The sequence below is a fragment of the Chryseobacterium formosense genome (genome assembly GCF_900116415.1).
Lineage (GTDB): Bacteria > Bacteroidota > Bacteroidia > Flavobacteriales > Weeksellaceae > Chryseobacterium > Chryseobacterium formosense.
Window position 1 is genome coordinate 305,791 of the sequence record NZ_FPAP01000001.1, and the last position, 18,447, is coordinate 324,237.

The 18,447-nt window shown below is 39.3% G+C and carries 16 protein-coding genes; 14 read left to right on the forward strand and 2 right to left on the reverse strand.

All coding sequences use genetic code 11. The features are described from left to right. Positions 1-2 precede the first annotated feature (2 nt). Genes BM371_RS01375 through BM371_RS01385 form a run of 3 tightly spaced genes read left to right on the forward strand, consistent with a single transcriptional unit; the run spans position 3 to position 3,335 of the window. On the forward strand, positions 3-1,157 hold the full coding sequence (locus BM371_RS01375) for an HlyD family secretion protein (RefSeq protein WP_034674943.1): 1,155 nt from the start codon (positions 3-5) through the stop codon (positions 1,155-1,157). Positions 1,158-1,163: 6 nt separating this feature from the next. Continuing rightward, positions 1,164-2,708, forward strand: coding sequence for an MFS transporter (locus BM371_RS01380; protein WP_034674947.1), 1,545 nt, complete (start codon positions 1,164-1,166; stop codon positions 2,706-2,708). 48 nt (positions 2,709-2,756) lie between these two features. Beyond that, on the forward strand, positions 2,757-3,335 hold the full coding sequence (locus BM371_RS01385) for a TetR/AcrR family transcriptional regulator (protein WP_051882695.1): 579 nt from the start codon (positions 2,757-2,759) through the stop codon (positions 3,333-3,335). A 43-nt stretch (positions 3,336-3,378) separates the two neighbouring features. Here the strand turns inward: BM371_RS01385 and BM371_RS01390 are convergent, their stop codons facing one another. Further along, positions 3,379-3,723 (reverse strand): winged helix-turn-helix transcriptional regulator, encoded by a 345-nt coding sequence (locus BM371_RS01390; protein WP_034674950.1) that lies wholly within the window; start codon positions 3,721-3,723, stop codon positions 3,379-3,381. Positions 3,724-3,740: 17 nt separating this feature from the next. Continuing rightward, positions 3,741-4,763: an LLM class flavin-dependent oxidoreductase gene (locus tag BM371_RS01395; protein WP_034674953.1), complete on the reverse strand. Its 1,023-nt coding sequence runs from the start codon at positions 4,761-4,763 to the stop codon at positions 3,741-3,743. 226 nt (positions 4,764-4,989) lie between these two features. Between BM371_RS01395 and BM371_RS01400 the strand changes: the two genes are divergently transcribed. The 11 genes from BM371_RS01400 to BM371_RS01450 all read left to right on the forward strand — a co-directional run bounded on the left by BM371_RS01400 (position 4,990) and on the right by BM371_RS01450 (position 18,327). After that, positions 4,990-5,964, forward strand: coding sequence for an NAD(P)H-dependent flavin oxidoreductase (locus BM371_RS01400; protein WP_034674956.1), 975 nt, complete (start codon positions 4,990-4,992; stop codon positions 5,962-5,964). Positions 5,965-6,021: 57 nt separating this feature from the next. Continuing rightward, on the forward strand, positions 6,022-7,152 hold the full coding sequence (locus tag BM371_RS01405) for an LLM class flavin-dependent oxidoreductase (protein WP_034674959.1): 1,131 nt from the start codon (positions 6,022-6,024) through the stop codon (positions 7,150-7,152). Between the two features lie 19 nt (positions 7,153-7,171). Further along, the gene (locus tag BM371_RS01410; RefSeq protein WP_034674962.1) at positions 7,172-7,924 is read left to right on the forward strand and encodes an NADPH-dependent F420 reductase; all 753 of its coding nucleotides are present in this window, start codon (positions 7,172-7,174) and stop codon (positions 7,922-7,924) included. Positions 7,925-8,116: 192 nt separating this feature from the next. Next, positions 8,117-8,995 carry an AraC family transcriptional regulator gene (locus BM371_RS01415; RefSeq protein WP_034674966.1) on the forward strand — a complete coding sequence of 293 codons (879 nt, stop codon included), beginning with the start codon at positions 8,117-8,119 and terminating at the stop codon, positions 8,993-8,995. Positions 8,996-9,076: 81 nt separating this feature from the next. After that, positions 9,077-9,832: an SDR family NAD(P)-dependent oxidoreductase gene (locus BM371_RS01420; RefSeq protein ID WP_034674969.1), complete on the forward strand. Its 756-nt coding sequence runs from the start codon at positions 9,077-9,079 to the stop codon at positions 9,830-9,832. A gap of 203 nt (positions 9,833-10,035) precedes the next feature. Beyond that, positions 10,036-10,935, forward strand: coding sequence for a helix-turn-helix domain-containing protein (locus BM371_RS01425; RefSeq protein WP_034674972.1), 900 nt, complete (start codon positions 10,036-10,038; stop codon positions 10,933-10,935). Positions 10,936-11,080: 145 nt separating this feature from the next. Further along, positions 11,081-12,256: an efflux RND transporter periplasmic adaptor subunit gene (locus tag BM371_RS01430; RefSeq protein ID WP_051882698.1), complete on the forward strand. Its 1,176-nt coding sequence runs from the start codon at positions 11,081-11,083 to the stop codon at positions 12,254-12,256. Positions 12,257-12,292: 36 nt separating this feature from the next. Then, positions 12,293-15,472 (forward strand): efflux RND transporter permease subunit, encoded by a 3,180-nt coding sequence (locus tag BM371_RS01435; protein ID WP_034674975.1) that lies wholly within the window; start codon positions 12,293-12,295, stop codon positions 15,470-15,472. 84 nt (positions 15,473-15,556) lie between these two features. Beyond that, on the forward strand, positions 15,557-16,996 hold the full coding sequence (locus BM371_RS01440) for a TolC family protein (protein ID WP_034677211.1): 1,440 nt from the start codon (positions 15,557-15,559) through the stop codon (positions 16,994-16,996). Between the two features lie 88 nt (positions 16,997-17,084). Next, on the forward strand, positions 17,085-17,675 hold the full coding sequence (locus BM371_RS01445) for a TetR/AcrR family transcriptional regulator (RefSeq protein WP_034674978.1): 591 nt from the start codon (positions 17,085-17,087) through the stop codon (positions 17,673-17,675). A gap of 61 nt (positions 17,676-17,736) precedes the next feature. After that, positions 17,737-18,327, forward strand: a complete 591-nt coding sequence (locus BM371_RS01450) for a TetR/AcrR family transcriptional regulator (RefSeq protein ID WP_034674981.1) — start codon at positions 17,737-17,739, stop codon at positions 18,325-18,327. Positions 18,328-18,447: the final 120 nt, after the last annotated feature.

An 18,447-nucleotide genomic window follows, 5' to 3' on the forward strand; every position in this document is an offset into this window, starting at 1 on the left:
TTATGTCAGAAAATACACAAGATTCAAACTTACCTGAGCAAAAAAACGAGACAGCTGCTCACGATAAAAAACATATAAAGCACGTCAAGAAAAAGAAGACGACGAAAATTATCAATATGCTTATTCTGGTTGGAGTTCTCATAGGATTGTTCTTCGTTGTAAAATCTTATTTCAATATTGGTAACGACCGTTATACCAACGCTTCACAGGTTGAAAGTTTTATCAATCCTATCAATACAAGAGTTTCAGCTTACATCAAAGAAATTCGTTTTGTGGAACATCAGTATGTGAAAAAAGGAGATACTCTGTTGGTGCTCGACGACCGGGAGATCCAGACGCAGCTTGGACAGGCAGAAGCTGCATATATGTCGGCAATGGCATCGAGAAATGTGGCTGATCAATCTATAAAGACGGTTGCAAATAATGTTAACACCGCAGGTTCAAATGTAGAAGTGGCCAAAGCCAACGTAGAAGCGGTGAAAGCGCGTTTGTGGAATGCCCAGCAGAATTTCAACCGTTATCAAAATCTGTTGAAAGACGAAGCCGTTACAGGTCAACAGTTTGACCAGATCAAAACCGATTTCGAAGCCCAAAAGGCACAACTAGAAATGCAGATCGCACAATACCAGTCGATCATCAATACAAAAGCAACCAGTCAGCTTTCTGTAAATGAAGCACAATCTAAATTGGGATTGAATGAAGCGGATATCAAAAGAACTAAAAGTGCCCTGGAAATGGCAAAACTCAACCAGTCTTACACGGTAATTACTGCGCCTCACGACGGAATTATGGGTAGGAGAACTGTCAATGTCGGCCAGTTGTTGAATGCAAGCCAACAGGTTGCGACAATCGTGGACACCAATAATGTCTGGGTCACAGCGAACTACAGAGAGAATCAAATGAGCAATGTGGTGATTGGCGGATTGGCGACAATTTCTGTAGATGCATTGGGCGGAAAAGTCTACGAAGGAAAAGTGACGGCTATTTCTGGGGCAACGGGAGCAAGATATGCAGCCGTACCGGTGGATAATTCTACGGGGAACTTTGTGAAGGTACAACAGAGAATTCCTGTCAGAATTGAATTTACCAATAATAATAATGCTGAATATCTGAAGATGTTGCGGGCAGGAATGAACGTAGAAGTTACCTTAAAATAAAATATTATGTACAACCAAGGTCCTTTTGCCACTTGGGTTCCAAAACCCGTAATGCTGTTGCTGATTATCTTTATAATGTTCCCTCTGATGTCAATATCGGGAGTGTACACCAGCAATGCTACAGATCTGTCAGGAGCATTGGCAACTTATTCTGAGTTTGTTTCAATGGCCAATAATGCCGGTTCGATAGGAATGGGTCTTGCGCTGCTGATCGTCTTCCGGGTGAAAATGAGATTCAGATCCAAGGAGATCATTACGACCTGTGCAATTATTTTGGCGCTGCTGTCTTATATGAATGGGACGACAGAAAATCCTTATCTATTGGTAGTCGGAAGTTTACTGATCGGATTTTTCAAGATGTTCCCAATGGTCGAGGTACTTCTTCCAATGATGTTCATCCTTTCCCCAAAAGGCGACAAGGGCAGATTCTATGCTATATTTTACCCAATTTCGATCGGCTTCGGACAATTGTCTTCCTACTTTTTTGCCAATCTCGTATTCAAACATAATTATCAGGCACCATTTTTCATAATGAGCAGCTTAATGCTGGTCATTGCCTGCATCAGTCTTATCTTCCAGCACGACCAAAGATTCAGTTTCAAAAAACCATTGTATCAGATAGACTGGCTTTCGATGATATTGCTTGGAAGTTCGGCGATGAGCTTTAATGTGTTTTTCACGTTTATGAGACAGCAGGGATGGTTTGTTTCACCATACATCAAAACTGCGCTTATCCTGAGTTTCCTGTTTTTGGGATTGACGATCTGGCGACAAAAATTCTTGAAAAGGCCTTTGATCGATTTCAAGGTTTTTACCAGGGAAAATACACTTCACAGTCTAATTTTATTGATTTTTTTAGGCGTGTTTCTGGCAAGTTCCAGCATTTATGTACAATATTCGGTCGGTGTGTTGGGATATAACAATCTGATTAATGCAAAGATCAATTTATGGATGATACCGGGAATCATTGTGGCAGGAGTCCTTGCATTCTATTGTTTTAAATACGAATGGAAAATGAAGTTCTATGTGGCAGGCGGATTCATCAGTTTCTTTCTGCACACGCTCTGCCTGTATTTATTGATCCAGCCACAAATGAACATTGAATATCTCCAGTATTCTATGATCCTGAAAGGTCTTGGGATGGGAATGTTGTTTATTTCAATCTGGCTATATGCTGCAGAAGGTGTTTCTATGGACGGATTATTCGGTGCAATGGGAATTTTGATCATGATCAGAGGTTTTTTGGCAACCGCATTTGGAGGAGCTATTATCAGCTGGGCGCTTTATCAGGGACAGTGGCAAAGCCTGAACGATATTTCGATGTTCCTGGATAACGGGAATTTTACCAACGGGATGGCGATTTATCAAAATATAAGTCTCAATGCCTTGATGGCTTCTTCAAAGATTGTATTAGGCTCCATTTGCTGGTTGACGGTTCCAATTCTCATCTTTGTTCTGACCCATCATTACGGACAATTTAACTACAGAAGGGTAGTTCTTTTCCGAAAAATAATCAAAGGTGACAGTGTCAAAGGATACAGGTTTGCGTGATAAATTAAAAGATTTCATACTAATTATTTCATCTTAAATTTCCAGATTATGAATGTAAAAGGGCCTTGGAAAATAGTTGACAACAACAAAACCCAAATCTTGCTGACTGCTCAAAAACTTTTCAGTGAAAAAGGATACAGAAACACAAGCATCCGCGATATAGCAGATTGTGTAGGGACCAACTGTTCGATGATTAACTATCATTTCAAAACAAAGGAGAATCTATATATTCAAATCATTGAAAATCTTTGGCCGTCGTTAGATTACATCAGCTCTGACACTGAAACAGATGCGGATGTACTGCTGAAAGATTTTGTTTTTAAATCAATTGAAGAAGCTTTTAACAATACACAGCTGATACAACTCTGTCTGGAAACCAAAATATTTCCTGTTTCCGAAAAAGCAGATTCAATTATAAAAAAAATGACTGAAAAGCATTTCAGTCATTTTAAAATTTTAGCAGAAAAGGCCAGGTACAATCACATCAAATTTTTGTATACTTCTATTTTTGCACTGACAATTGATATCGTAAGCCAAAATGCAAAGTCTGCGGACTTGTCGAAAGATGGTCACGCGGGATTGGAGGAATTGTTATGTTATATAGAAACGACATTTCTGGTTCAATAGATGTTTTATTATCTTTAAAATGTTAACTATCAAACTTATACAATTATTTAGCAATCATCTTTTTATGATTGATTCCCCATTCTTTCAAAGCGTAGATAATGGGTGTCAGTGTATCTGCATAAGGTTCTGACCTGTAAATTATCTTGACAGGATAATCATCAATGATAATTCTTTTAATCAATTTATGCTGTTCCAAATCTTTCAGCTCCTTTGCTAAAACTTTCGGTGTAATTCCCTCAATACTGTCCTGAATGTCGGTAAAACGCTCATTGCCGACACCAACGGAGATGATGATTGCCAGTTTCCATTTGCCGTTGATTACCTCCAGCGCATCCTTGACAGGTTTTACAGTATTCAGACATTCGTTGTAAGCTTTCTTTTTTGCCATTTTCAAATTGAGTTTAATTAAACGGTGGAAGCTTTTTCTTCATTCAGCTCTTCCATGAGTTCGGCAAAAAGCTGTGCAGATTTGACGCGGTCTTCCAGTGCAAAGATATTGGAAACCATAATAATCTCATCAACCTGAGTTTTCTTTAGGAAATCATCTACCTGTTTTTTAACCGTTTCCTTGCTTCCTACAAACGAATATTTTAGCATTTGATGTAGACTTGGGTGTTTCAAAACCTCTTTTAGGTCTTCTGTCATTTCTGTCGGAGGTTGGAGTGGTTTTGAATTTCCGGTAAGGATACCAAAAAACATTCTAATCAACGAGGTGAACGAACGTTCCGCTTCTTCATCCGTATCAGCAACGATGATGTTGACACCAGCAATTGTGTAGGGTTTGTCTAAAACTTCCGATGGCTGGAATTCTTCTCTATAAATTTCCAAAGCCGTGTAAAGATGGGTGGAAGCAAAATGGCTGGCAAAAGCGTAGGGCAATCCTTTCTCTGCAGCCAGATGAGCACTATCTGTGCTTGAACCTAAAATATAGATAGGCACGTCAACGCCTTCCGCAATCGGAACCCTCACCTTCGATGTTTTGTTATCCGCTGAAAAGTATTCCTCAATTTTTTCTACTTCAGCTGGAAACGAATGCGCTGCCTTTATAAAATCTGAACGAATAGCTTGGGCTGTAGGCATATCAGTTCCCGGAGCTCTTCCCAATCCCAAATCAATTCTATTGGGATAGAGTTGTGCTAAAGTCCCAAACTGTTCCGCAATCACCAAGGGTGAATGGTTAGGAAGCATAATTCCGCCAGAGCCGACTCTTATCTTTTCCGTGTTTTCAGCGACATAACCAATAAGAATTGATGTTGCACTACTACCTACTGATTCCGAATTGTGATGTTCTGCAAACCAATATCTGGAATAATTATTCTCTTCTGCAACCTTTGCCAGTGCCAGCGAATTGTTTAAAGTTTCTTTAAAACTGCTGCCTTCTGAAACAATGGCCAGTTCTAAAATTGAATATGATGTTTTATTACTCATTATATTTCTATGTGATATTTGAATCGTCATTAAAAAATTAACAGCACAAATTTACAAAATACTTTACAAAAGAAAGTGATTATAAAATAGATAGCTAATATTGATGAGTCCTATCATTAAAAATACACTTTCCTAAAGGAAAGTACTATCAAAATGAAAGTAAATTTAACCTAACTTTGCCCCATCGAAAACAGATTAAATTATACAGATTTAAAATCAAAAGACAATGAATAAAAAAAACCGTGTTACGGAAGTTTTAGGAATCAAATATCCAATTATTCAAGGGGCAATGTCGTGGGTAACGAATGCTGAATTTGTTGCAGCAGTGAGCAATGCCGGAGGTCTGGGAATGCTGGGTCCTCACGCAGGTCAGAAAACAAATCCGAAATCTTTGGAAGAAATTACTGATAGGCTGAGAAGTGAAATTCGTAAGGTAAAGCAGTTGACCAATAAGCCTTTTGCAGTGCCGGTAATGCTGTCTAATGACCTGACTACCGTTGATGTCATCGCTGATTTGCTCATTGAAGAAGGTGTTGAAGTGGTTCTTATCAACGGGATTGAAGGTTATGAATTTGAACCTTTGGCGAAAAAACTTAAATCAAATAACATTAAAATAATTTATCGTGCATTGAATCCAAGTGTGGAAAATGCAAAGTATGCAGAAAAAATTGGAGCCGATATTCTTGTCGCTACCGGATTTGATGAAGGTGGTACTGTGCCTGATAAAATCATTGGTACGTTTTCCATCATACCGATGATATCAGATGCTGTAAATATTCCGGTGATGGCTGCCGGAGGAATTGCTGACCTTCGTGCTGTTCGTGCGTCATTTGCGTTAGGTGCTGAAGGCGTTTTTGCAGGAACAGTTTTTATTGCTACAGAGGAAAATCCTGCTGCCGAAAATGTGAAACAACTCATTGTTGACCATACCGCCAGTGACTTGTTGATCTTCAGAACAAATCCGGCGTATTACCGCTCCATTCCAACACCATACAGCCGGGAACTTTTGGAAATGGACGAACTGGGTGATTCCCGGGATGAAATTGCCAATAAAATGTATGGTGAACAGGGCTTAAAAGTTGGAATGCTGGATGGGGATATTCATAGAGGGTATATCACAGTGGGCAATGGAATTTCTTACATAAAGAATATTCGTCCTGTAAAGGATGTTGTCGAAGATTTGATGTATGATTTTAATTAATACAATTCCCATCCATAATGTTAAGTAGAATTTAAAGTCATCAATGCTAAATACGAAATGAATAAGACCGGAAAAAAGTTGAAGTTAGGAGCTGTTCTTGACGGTTTAGGCTGGAATCATATGGCGTGGCAACATCCAGCGATGCCTTCTGATGCTAGCGAAAACCTTAATTTTTACATCAAACAGGCTCAGTTGGCGGAGTCTGCCAAGTTTGATACTTTGTTTTTGGTGGATGTCAGCCACGTTGGTCCCGGAAATATTCCGCACTACCTGAGTATGTTCGAAGGCGTTAGTATAATGTCTGCGCTCAGTATGGTGACCAAAAATATTGGGCTTTCCGCTACCATCGCATCTTCTTACGGAGACCCTTACAGTGCTGCAAGGCAGATATTGTCGCTGGATAAAATTAGCAAAGGTCGTGCTTCACTCAACGCCATCACTTCCAATCCTGGTGGAATGGTCAATTTCAGCCGTGGACGTTTGACGAAGAGAGACCAGTACCCGATGAACAAGGAATTTATTGAAATTGTCCTTGGACTTTGGGATACTTATGAAGACGATGCCTTCATCCGTGACAAGGAGAGAGGAATCTTTTTGAATCATCATAAAATGCATCACGTCAACTATAGTGGTAATTATTTTTCGGTAGAAGGTCCTCTGAATATCAGCCGTTCGGTTCAGGGCCGACCTGTTCTTTATACCGCAGGAACATCTGAAAACTTTATGGAAATAGCCACCAGTTACACAGACGGCGTTTTCACACACGGTTACGATTGGGAAGATACAGCAGCGTTGGCACACAGAATCAGGCAAAAACTTGTTGCAAAACAGAGGCGACCGGAAGATTTCATTATTTCCATCTCACAAAATCCCATTGTGGGTGAAACTGAAAAAGATGCGATTGATAAATATATGGAGCTGATGCAACTCAGTCCACGAAACAGTCTCCCTCGACCACAATTTTTTGGTTCAGCCGAAAAAGTTGCGGACCAGGTTCAAAAATGGTACAAAGCAGGAGCGATGGATATGCTTTTAATACGGCAAGACCATCCGTACGGTTTGTGTGATTTTATTGATTTGGTCGTTCCAATTTTACAGAACAGGGGCATTTTCAGAACAGAATATGAAGCGGATACGTTGAGAGGTAATCTTGAAATTCCAAATCCACCGTTCAGAAAAATTAATTAAAAATTAGAAACAAATTATTATGAAAATAGGAATTATTGGTACAGGAGCCATTGGCGGTACCATTGCAAAAAAAATGGTAAAAACAGGTCATACTGTAAAAGTAGCTAACTCAGATAATGGTGATAAATTAAAGACCCGTGCCGGGGAATTGGGTGCTCAACCTTCTTCATTAGAAGATGTAGTCAATAATGTGGATGTCATTATTTTATCCTTGCCAACGGTCGCGATTCCAACTTTGCCTGAAAATCTTTTTGCCAACGTACCTGATAACGTTATTATTGTAGATACTTCTAACTATTATCCTTTCCGTGATGCGCATATAGAGGATTTACAAAGCGGTAAAGCAGAAAGTGTTTGGGTTTCGGAACAATTGGGCAGACCTGTAATTAAAGCTTTTAATAATCTGCTGGCAGAAACATTAATGAATCGTGGAAAAGAAGCAGGAAGTGAAAACAGAATTGCAATGGCTATTGGCGGAGATGATGCAGATGCCAAGAAAACAGTTGCAGATTTAGTGAATGATGCAGGATTTGATACGGTTGATTCCGGCAGTCTGGAAGATTCCTGGAGACATCAGCCCGGAACGCCGGCATATTGTACAGAGCTTAATAAGGTAGAACTGAGGGTTTCATTGGACAAAGCAGACAAAGATAAAGCTCCTGCAATAAGGGATAAAGTTGTAGCAGAACTTGGCAGTAGAACAACTTACCCTTCACATCAGGAGATTGTTGAGTATAATCGGAATCTTTTTACCGATAATCAAACAAATTAGGCTAAGAAATAATGAAATAATGAAATAATGAAATAATGAAATAATGAAATAATGAAATAATTTACAAATATCGAAGTAACTATAAGCTGACCTTTTAACTTGATATCGATAGTTTAGTAATTAACATTTCATTGAAAAAATACAGTTGGCATTTAAATCTGGTTTATCGAAACCCTTATCTTTGTATGTACTATGCTGAACCACTTATTTACAGAAAACAATTTTTCCCCAACATCTACTGAAGAACTTTTCAGAACATTTACTGAACCGTCGCAAGTCGGAGAGATAGTTAGTTTTTCACGTAAGAAATTTTTTTCAGTTATTCTTCTCGATGGCTCTTATGAAATTAATTTTGAAGAAACGAGCCTGCCTTTGGAAGGAAAAAATATTTTGTTCACCACCACAAAAGTTCCTTTCGGTATCCATTGTTTTAAGGAAAATAAACCTGTTCAGTCCTGTGCTTTTTCAGAAAACTTTATTACAAAGGCAAATTCCGGGTATGAATTACTTTCTTTCAGTGTTTACAAACCTGGAAGTCAGTTTGTTTATACTCTTGATGAATTTGAATATGATAAGTTTTCAGATATTTTCAAAAAAATAGCAGAAGAGGATTCAAATGAAGTTAATCCGTTGCAGACATCATTATTGAGGCATTATACAATGGAGTTGATTCTGAACGGGCAAAAATTACAGCCGTCCGCATCGTATATCAATCGCAGAAATACCGCTGAAGTTGTTGCTTGCTCGTTTATAAGACTTTTGGAGAATCAGTTTCCTATCGATGAGCTTACAAAAACCATTGGTATAAAAACACCTGGTGAATTTGCAGAAGCACTTCATCTGCATCCCGTCTATCTCAACAGACAGGTGAAGAAAGCCAAAGGACGTACGATGAGTGATTTTATTGCGTCACGAGTATTGCAGGAAGCCAAAATCCTTCTCAGAACGACAAACTGGAATGTCAGCGAAATCGCTTCTGCACTGGCTTTTGAGGAAGCTTCTCATTTCAATACATTTTTCAGAAAACATACTGAAGTGACACCTTCTGAATATAGGAATTCCAAAGTTTGAATTGTGTAAGTATTGGTTGCATTGTCGCTATAACTCGGATTGAATAAAGACTGAGATTTGCATCAAACAAAAATCAGTACAATGACACAACAAAAAGTAGCTCTGGTTACCGGTGGTAACAGAGGAATAGGAAAGGAAATCGTAAAGAAGTTAATAGAAAAAGACAACGCGGTGATTTTTACCTATCGTTCAAATGCAAAGGAAGCGGAAGACCTTATCGCAGAATTTGAATCCACAGGAATTCGCATAAAAGCTTTAAAACTGGATGTCTCAAAGATAGAAGAATTTGAGAGTTTTTCGGAGTCAATTAACCTCATCTTAAACGAATGGCAGGTTACGGGCATCGATTCTTTAGTCAACAATGCAGGAATTGGATTTTTTGTACCCTTTGAAGAAGCAACCGCTGCCCAGTTCGATGAAATGCTGAATGTTCATTTTAAAGGTCCCTTTTTTCTAACCCAGAAATTGCTGTCATCAATCAATGACAATGCAAGCATCGTTAATATCAGTTCTACCGCAACCCGTGTTGCACTTCCCGGATTCTCCGTGTATGCTGCAATGAAGTCGGCTATGGAAACGATTTCATTATATCAGTCTAAAGAATTGGGAGCAAGAAAGATTCGTTCCAACAGTATTCTTCCGGGACCGGTTGCAACCGATTTCTCAGGTGGGGCAGTCCGTGATATTGAAGATATCAACAGCCGAATCGCTCAGCAACACGCATTGGGTAGGGTAGGTTTACCAAAAGACATTGCTTCTGCAGTGGCATTTTTATGCAGTGAAGATTCTGCCTGGATTGACGGACAGGCAATCGAAGTTTCGGGAGGTTATATGTAACTAATCATTGAAAATTTAAAAATTTAGTTTTAAATGAATCAGCCACACAGATTTTGATGTGGTTGATTTTTTTTACTTCTTATTTAAAAATTGACCATGCAGGATTTACAAAACGGGAGTAATGATTGAGCTGCTGTCAGAATAAGAAATAAATAAAAAGTTCTTTTTGTGCAAAAAAATATTTTGTTAATTTTGTATCATCTATGGAATCCCTTATACCGATTTACACGCTTGAGCAGTTCGCAGAATTTAATAATCTGACGGTACTGAACAAGGATATACTGTCTTTGGTTTGTACACCGGACGATTTGGATGCAATCGACCTCAATTATCCAATGAAAATCAGTAGTTTTTCGCTCTTGTTGGTAACAAATGGAAAAGTGAGGCTGAACATAGATTTCCAAGAGGTTGCTCTGCAACAGAATGATATCATCTTTCTTTATCCTAACAATGTCATCGAATTTCTTGAAGTTTCTACTGACGCATCTTTTGAAAGTCTTTTCATTTCAGGGGAATATTTTACCAATCTCAACCTACAGATGAACTCTAAGGATGCGTTGGAGATTTTATCGAGTAACTATTCAAAAATACTTTCTCTTTGTACGAACAGCATCGGTCATATCACTACAAGTTTTGAAAGACTGAGGTTTCTAAATAATCCTGCGAACGAAACTATTTTTTATAAGGAAATGCAAAAAGGGATTATCAATCTTATTATGTATGAACTTGCTGGATATTTGCAAAAACAGCAGAACAATTTACTGAAAACCTACCGTAAGGAAGATATTGCAATAAGATTTGCCAATTTGGTAGGTCAACATTACCAAACCAGAAGAGACGTCCAGTTTTATGCGGATCAGATTTTTATCACAAGAACCCATTTGACAAGGACAATCAAAGAGGTCTATCTTAAAAATCCCAAACAGATTATTGAAGACAAGATAATTTCTGAAGCTAAAATATTACTACTGAAGAGTGAGTACAGCATTAATCAGGTGATGATGGAATTGAAATTTGAAGATCAGCCTACTTTCACCAAATTTTTCAAGAAAAAAACAGGATTCAGTCCTAATGCATATCGCAGGTCATTGGCAAGTGCGTAATTTTTTTTTCAAATTGGTTCAAAAAGAATCAATGAAGTTCTTAAATGTTCTTTTTTGACAAAATTTAGAATCTTTCTTACATTGTTGTCTGACATTTTTGTCAATAATTTTGCAGGCATATACTAAGAAAAAATCTTAATCATTTATGAATAATTTAAGCAGAAAGTTTATTTCGGGCTCAGTGATCGCTTGTGGCCTATTTTTACTTCAATCTTGTAATAAAACCAAGCAACCGCCACAGTTTCCGCCGATGGAGTTGCCTGTTTCCAAAATAGAGAGCGGCAACGGGCTGGTCTCAAAAGAATATCCTGCAAGCATAGAAGGTGTGACCGATGTGGAGATAAGACCTCAGGTCTCTGGTTATCTGCATAAGGTTTACGTTGATGAGGGTGCTTATGTGAGAGCAGGTCAACCCCTTTTTCAGATCGATTCCAGAATATATGCTGAGCAGTATAATACAGCAAAAGCCGGCGTTTCTGTAGCGAGAGCGAATCTAGCCAATCTAAAAATCGACCTTGACCGCAGAAAGGAGTTGGTGAAAGAAAGTATTGTTTCCAACATTCAGATCCAACAGGCTCAGGCTGCGTATGATGGTGCAAAAGCATCCTTGATCCAAGCGGAAGCAACTGCACAATCGGCAAAGATCAATCTTGATTTCTGCACGATCAAAGCTCCTGTCAGCGGTTATCTTAGCAGAATTAATTATCGTTTGGGAAGTATGATAAGTCCGGCTGGCGTAGAACCCATTACGGTACTTTCTGATTCGCACGAGGTGAATGTGTATTTCAGTATGAGTGAAAATGATTTCCTGACATTCCAGAATTCTCAGGTTGGAAGTACTATCCAAGAAAAGATCAGGAAAGCTCCATTGGTAGGATTGCAGATCGCGGACGGTCATCTCTATGAGGAAAAAGGAAAGATTGATGCGGTCGAAGGGCAGTTCAATTCCAATACGGGATCTGTGACTTTCAGAGCTAAATTCAATAATCCAAAAAACATTATTCGTGGTGGAAATACAGGGAAGATCGTGATCGACCAACATTATGATAATGTAATTATGGTTCCGATCGCATCTACAGTCAATATTCAGGACAAAGTGTATATTTTTTCGCTTGATAAGGACAATAAGGCTGTGCAGAAAGCTATTGAGGTCTCCGGAAAAAGCGGTACTAGTTATATGGTGACAAGCGGCATCAAAGCTGGCGAATCTTACATCGTTTCAGGCTTCGAAAGATTACAGCCGGGAATGCCTGTCGTTCCTAAAAAGGCAAATCAGCAAGCCAATAAAACTTCACCGAGATCAGCATCCGGGAAAATATAGGATGTGCCTTGAAGTTTAATTTCAAATAAAAAATCAATGTTAAAAACGATTATAAAAAGACCGGTCCTAGCGACCGTTATATCGGTGTTGCTTGTCATTCTGGGAATTGTAGGGATGAAAACACTTCCAATAACTTCTTTCCCAGAGATTGCCCCACCAAGTGTCACCGTAATGGCAGTCTATCCCGGAGCAAGTTCTGAAGTGATCGCGAGATCTGTTGCGCCGCCATTGGAAAATGCGATCAACGGAGTTGAAAATATGGACTACATCACATCCACATCCAGTAATGGTAACCTGATGCTGAATGTGGTCTTCAAATTGGGGACGGATCCGGACCAGGCTGCGGTAAATGTGCAGAACAGAGTAGCACAGGCAACGAGTCAGCTTCCGTCAGAGGTAAATCAGATCGGGGTGACCACGATGAAACGTCAAAACAGTATCCTTGCAATGCTTACCTTGTACTCGGATGATCCCTCGGTGAACGATCTATTCATAGAGAATTACGCAAAGATCAACCTTGTACCTGAGCTGAAACGTATCAAAGGAGTAGGTGATGCAATGGTTTTTGGGAACAAAGATTATTCGATGAGGGTTTGGCTTGATCCTCAAAAAATGGCCTCATACAATTTGACGCCGCAAGAAGTGGCTGGTGCCATTCAAGCGCAGAATGTGGAAGCAGCACCCGGCAGATTTGGTGAAAGAAGTAAGGAAGCCCTGGATTATGTCATCCGTTACAAAGGAAAAAATACAGAACCTTCACAATATGAAAATATTCTTATCAAAGCAGGTACTGATGGAAGCACGTTGAGGTTAAAGGATATTGCCAAAGTGGAATTCGGTTCCTATGATTACGGCGTTTCCACCCTTTATGAGAAAAAACAAGGTGTAATGATCGCACTGTTTCAAACGGCAGGATCCAATGCGAATGAAATTGAGATTGCAGCACAGAACAGAGTGAAAGAGCTTTCTGCATCTTTCCCGGCAGGTGTGAAATATACCTTTATGTACAGTTCCAAGGAATCACTGGATCAAAGTATCGATCAGGTGATCCATACTTTGATAGAAGCATTTATCCTTGTTTTTATCGTTGTATTCATCTTCCTGCAGGATTTCAGGTCGACATTGATTCCGGCCATTGCAGTTCCGGTATCTATTGTAGGAACTTTCTTTTTTATGAACCTGTTTGGATTCTCGATTAACCTTTTAACATTATTTGCTTTGGTCTTGGCAATCGGTATCGTGGTAGATGATGCCATCGTCGTTGTTGAAGCCGTTCACGCCAAAATGGAACACCGGAAACTTAACCCGAGGGCGGCAACAATGTCTGCGATGAGTGAGATTACTGGAGCAATATTCTCTATTACTTTGGTAATGGCTGCGGTTTTCGTACCGGTTGCTTTTATGGAAGGGCCAACGGGAATCTTCTATCAGCAATTTGCTTTAACACTGGCAATGGCGATTGTGATTTCGGCAGTTAATGCATTGACCTTGAGTCCTGCCTTGTGTGCGATTTTATTGAAACAGCATCATACACCCGGACACGGACACGAGCCGAAAAAATTATCATTTAAAGAAAAATTCTTTGCAGGCTTCAACGCGTCATTTGATAAAATGACTTTCCGATATGGCAAATCGGTTTTGTTCTTATTGAAGAAAAAATGGGTTGCTTTTTCAGGGCTTGCGGTTGTCATCGGTCTATTTGCGTGGATGTTTGTAATTACGCCGACAGGATTTATTCCTGATGAAGACCAATCATTTTTGATGGCAACGGTTACGCTTCCACCGGGCTCAACGCAGGACCGTACGACAGATGTTGTGACGAGAGCTGAGTTGATTTTAAGAAAACATCCTGCAATCAAAAGCGTAGTTTCTGTGAATGGTCTTAATATGTTGAATTTCAGTACATCATCATCGAGTGCTGTGTTTATGCTAAAACTGAAAAATCCTAAAGACCGTGGTGAGGTTCACGACATCAATCAAATCATTGGTCAGCTTCAGGGTGAGGTGAGCCAGATAAAGGAGGCTTCATTCTTTGTTTTGGGAATGCCTACTGTTCCTGGATTCGGTAACACGAGCGGTATGGAAATCGTTCTTCAGGATAAGACCGCAGGTTCATTGACCAAATTCAACGAAACTTCGAATGCCTTCATTGGTGCGTTGATGCAAAGACCGGAAATAGCAATGGCATTTACCACATTTAATGCTTCCTTTCCACAGTATGAGCTGGTAGTTGATGAGGTTAAAGCAAAACAATTGGGTGTTAATGTTTCAGATGTTATGTCTGTGATGCAGGGGTATTACGGAAGTATGCAGGCTTCAGATTTCAACAGATTCGGGAAATACTACCGTGTCGTGATGCAGGCTCCTCCTGAGTACAGGGCAGACCCCAATTCTTTGAACGGAATTTCAATTAAAAATAATGTTGGGCAAATGGTTCCGGTAAATACAGTAGCATCTTTGAAACAAACAGCTGGTCCGGAGGTAGTTGACCACCATAATTTGTTCAATGCCATCAGTATCACTGCGATTCCGGCTCCGGGGTATAGTACAGGTCAGGCGATGGCAGCGCTCAAAGAAGTCAGTGCCCAGAATTTACCAACAGGATTTTCCTATGATTTAAAGGGAATGGCGCGTGAGGAGCAATCTTCAGGTGGACAATCAGCGGTGATTTTCGGATTGTGTTTCATCTTTGTTTACTTCATCCTTTCCGCACAATATGAAAGCTATCTGGTTCCATTTGCAGTGTTGCTGGGAATTCCAACAGGATTGTTAGGTGTATTTGTGGGAATTTCAATTGCTGATATTGCAAACAATATATATGTGCAGGTTGCTTTGGTAATGCTCATCGGTCTGCTTGCGAAAAATGCAATTCTAATCGTGGAATTCGCGATGCAGAGAAGAAAAGCAGGGAAAAGTTTAACGGCCGCAGCAGTGGAAGGGGCGAAAGCGAGATTAAGACCTATTTTGATGACATCATTAGCATTCATTGCTGGTTTGCTTCCATTGCTATTTGCATCAGGACCATCCGCAATCGGAAATCATTCAATCGGATATGCAGCGGTTTTCGGAATGTTGTTCGGAACTGTTCTCGGGGTGTTCATCACGCCAGTTCTTTTTGTTGTATTTAAATATCTACAGGAAAGAATAAGCGGGAAACCACTTGACGAAAGTGTCTGGGATTATGAACCTTCAAAACTCGCAAAACACAGTCATTAATATAATAGTTTGAGAGCCCAAAGATAATTCAGGGTAGGCAAGAGTATGATGTCTGCCCAATTATCGGCGGTAAAAAAAATTACAATGAAATCAAATATCAAATCATATACAAATTTCGGAGCTTTTACAGCATTACTCACTTTAGCATCTTGCAATGTTCAGAAATACAGTGCTCCGAAAGCAGAATTACCGGATAGTTTCAGAGATACCACTCAGTTGGATGTTGCGCAGGATAGCACACAAAGTAGCATTGCAAAAATTCCTTACAGAGATTTTTTCACAGACCCGACTTTGCTGTCGCTGATTGAAAGCGGTGTCAAAAATAACAATAACCTCAAAGTTGCCATCAAAAATATCGAATCTGCGGCATTGAGCTATAACCGCTCGAAATGGGGAAATGTTCCAAACGTAAATTTAAATATAGCAACTGCATCCATCAGCAGACCATCGGACAATAGTATGAACGGACAAATGTTCGGACAGATGCTAGGTCAAAGATATATAGAAGACTACGGAACTAATATTTCAATTTCTTGGGAAGCAGACATTTGGGGAAAAATAAAAGGCAGAAAAGAATCGGCTTTAGCGGCCTATCTTCAAACGCAGGAAGCAGCAAAAGCAGTTCAGACACAATTGGTCGCGCAAATTGCACAAGGCTATTATAATCTTTTGATGTTGGATACGCAATTGGATATTACCAATCAGAATCTGAAATTGGTGGATAATACCTTGAGAATGATTATCAAACAGCAGGAATTGGGAATTACAACAAGTCTGTCTGTCCAGCAGCAGGAAAATACACGTGACCAAATGCTGGTGACAATTCCGATAATCGAGCAATCAATTACGATTCAGGAAAATGCGTTAAGTATTTTGACTGGAAAAATGCCGGGCGAAATCCAAAGAACGTTGAAGCTAACAAATATGGAGACGCCGGAATACAAATCGGTAGGAATTCCCACAGAACTTTTGAGCTATAGACCTGACGTGAAAAGCAGTGAACTGAGCGTGAGACAAGCTTTTGCCAATGTGAAAGTTTCCAAGGCAAGTATGTATCCTGCTTTGAATATCACGGCACAGGGCGGTTTGAACACATTCAACTTCAAAAATTGGTTTGACATTCCAGGGTCATTGTTCGGAGCAGCTGCGGGTTCACTTGCAATGCCTCTGATTAATGGAAAACAGCTGAAGACCCAATATGAACAGTCGAAAATTGCAATGGAGCAGTCTGAGATTAATTTCAAGCAAACGGTGTTAAGTGCTGTCGGTGAAGTATCAAATGCTTTGGCCAACATCGAATCTGCCGATAAACAGGAGGTAATTACCGTTGGTTTGGTGGCAAGGTCAGATAAGGCTGTGACCACATCGACCAAATTATTCCAACAGGATATGGCAACATATCTGGATGTCATTACAGCTCAAAATAATAAGCTTCAGGCAGAGTTGAGTTTAGCGAATATTAAATTGCAGAAGCTGAATTCAGTTGTTGATTTGTACCGTGCCCTTGGAGGAGGATGGCAATAAACCCAATGATATGAACGACCATAATTAATTTTTTTCTTGTTGTAGCAGTTGGTGGATTCCGCCGGCTGCTATTTTAAAATTATGAAGAATGAGTGATACAGAAAATAAAATAAAAGCGGCCACGGTAGACCTTCTGTTAAAGGAAGGGAATTTCGGATTTACGCTTTACGATGTCGCTGAAAAATCAAGGGCAAACCGTACGGTCATTCACTATTATTTCAGGTCGAGGGACAATCTTCAGGCTATTGTTACCAAAGAGATTCTTAACACTCTAGTACAACCTCGATACGAAACGTTGATATGCCAAGACGATTTGCAAAGTAAGATTCTCAATTTTTTGGAAGAATCGGACAAGATCTGTAGGTTGTATCCCTACATTGATGTTTTCCTGATGGTAAGACTTAAAGTCAGCCACGATCTGCAAAAGTATTTTCAGGATGTGTTAGAAAGTTTTAAAGATCTGATCTCAGAAGTTCAGGAAGCGATCGACCGGAAAGAAATTAATTATCCTGATGCACAAGTTTTTTTAAGCGATCTGTTTTCACTTTCTTCCTTTTCATACATCTTCAGTAATTTTTTCCGCAGTTTAGACCTTCCTGTGCATCGCAAGTCGATCTTTGATGACTGCAAGACTAAGAACGGAAGAATTTTGGATATTCTTTTTGGCAGGAATCATTAAGTAAACAAAGTTGAAATGGCAATTTTTAGTTGGGAGGCATTGATGACAATAAAAATATATTGTGGGAAGTAAAGAAAGAATTTTAAAGAAAAAAGCCGAAGTTTCCAATATGATCATCGAAGTGGCAATGGAAATTTTGAACTCGGAAGGAATTGACAGGATTACGATTAGAAATATTGCATCCAGAATAGAATATTCTCCTCCTGTCATCTATTCTCACTATCAAAATAAAGAAGCACTCACCGATCAGCTCATCATTATTGGTTTTAATAAATTACTTGAGCGAATCATTAGCGATGAACGCGATTCAGGGTCTTCTGCATTGAAACTGGAACATATGTTTTGCAATTATATAGAATTTGCACTGGAAAATAAGCCACTTTATCTTTTAATGTCGCATAGAATTGTTGGAAGCTCAATCGATAAAATTAAAAATAAAACAGATGAATTTTCTGCATTGGTAAAGGCGGAAATTCAACGGATAATCCCTGTGAAAAAGAATACTTTTCAGGTTGATGATATCTATTTCGGTATGATTTCGCTTGTCCACGGAATTGTTTCTGTATGCTACGCATCAGAGGAATATTCTATTAAGGAGAGAGATAATACCGTCAGAATAATGATTAAAGGCTTTCTTGAAGAGAGAAAATAGGGTCAGATTAAAACATTTTCAGATGTATTTTTAGTTATTTATGTCGTTTAAACTTTCATCAAGATTTCTATTGTAATAAATGTTTTGAAAAATGCAGCATCATTATGATAAATTTGATAA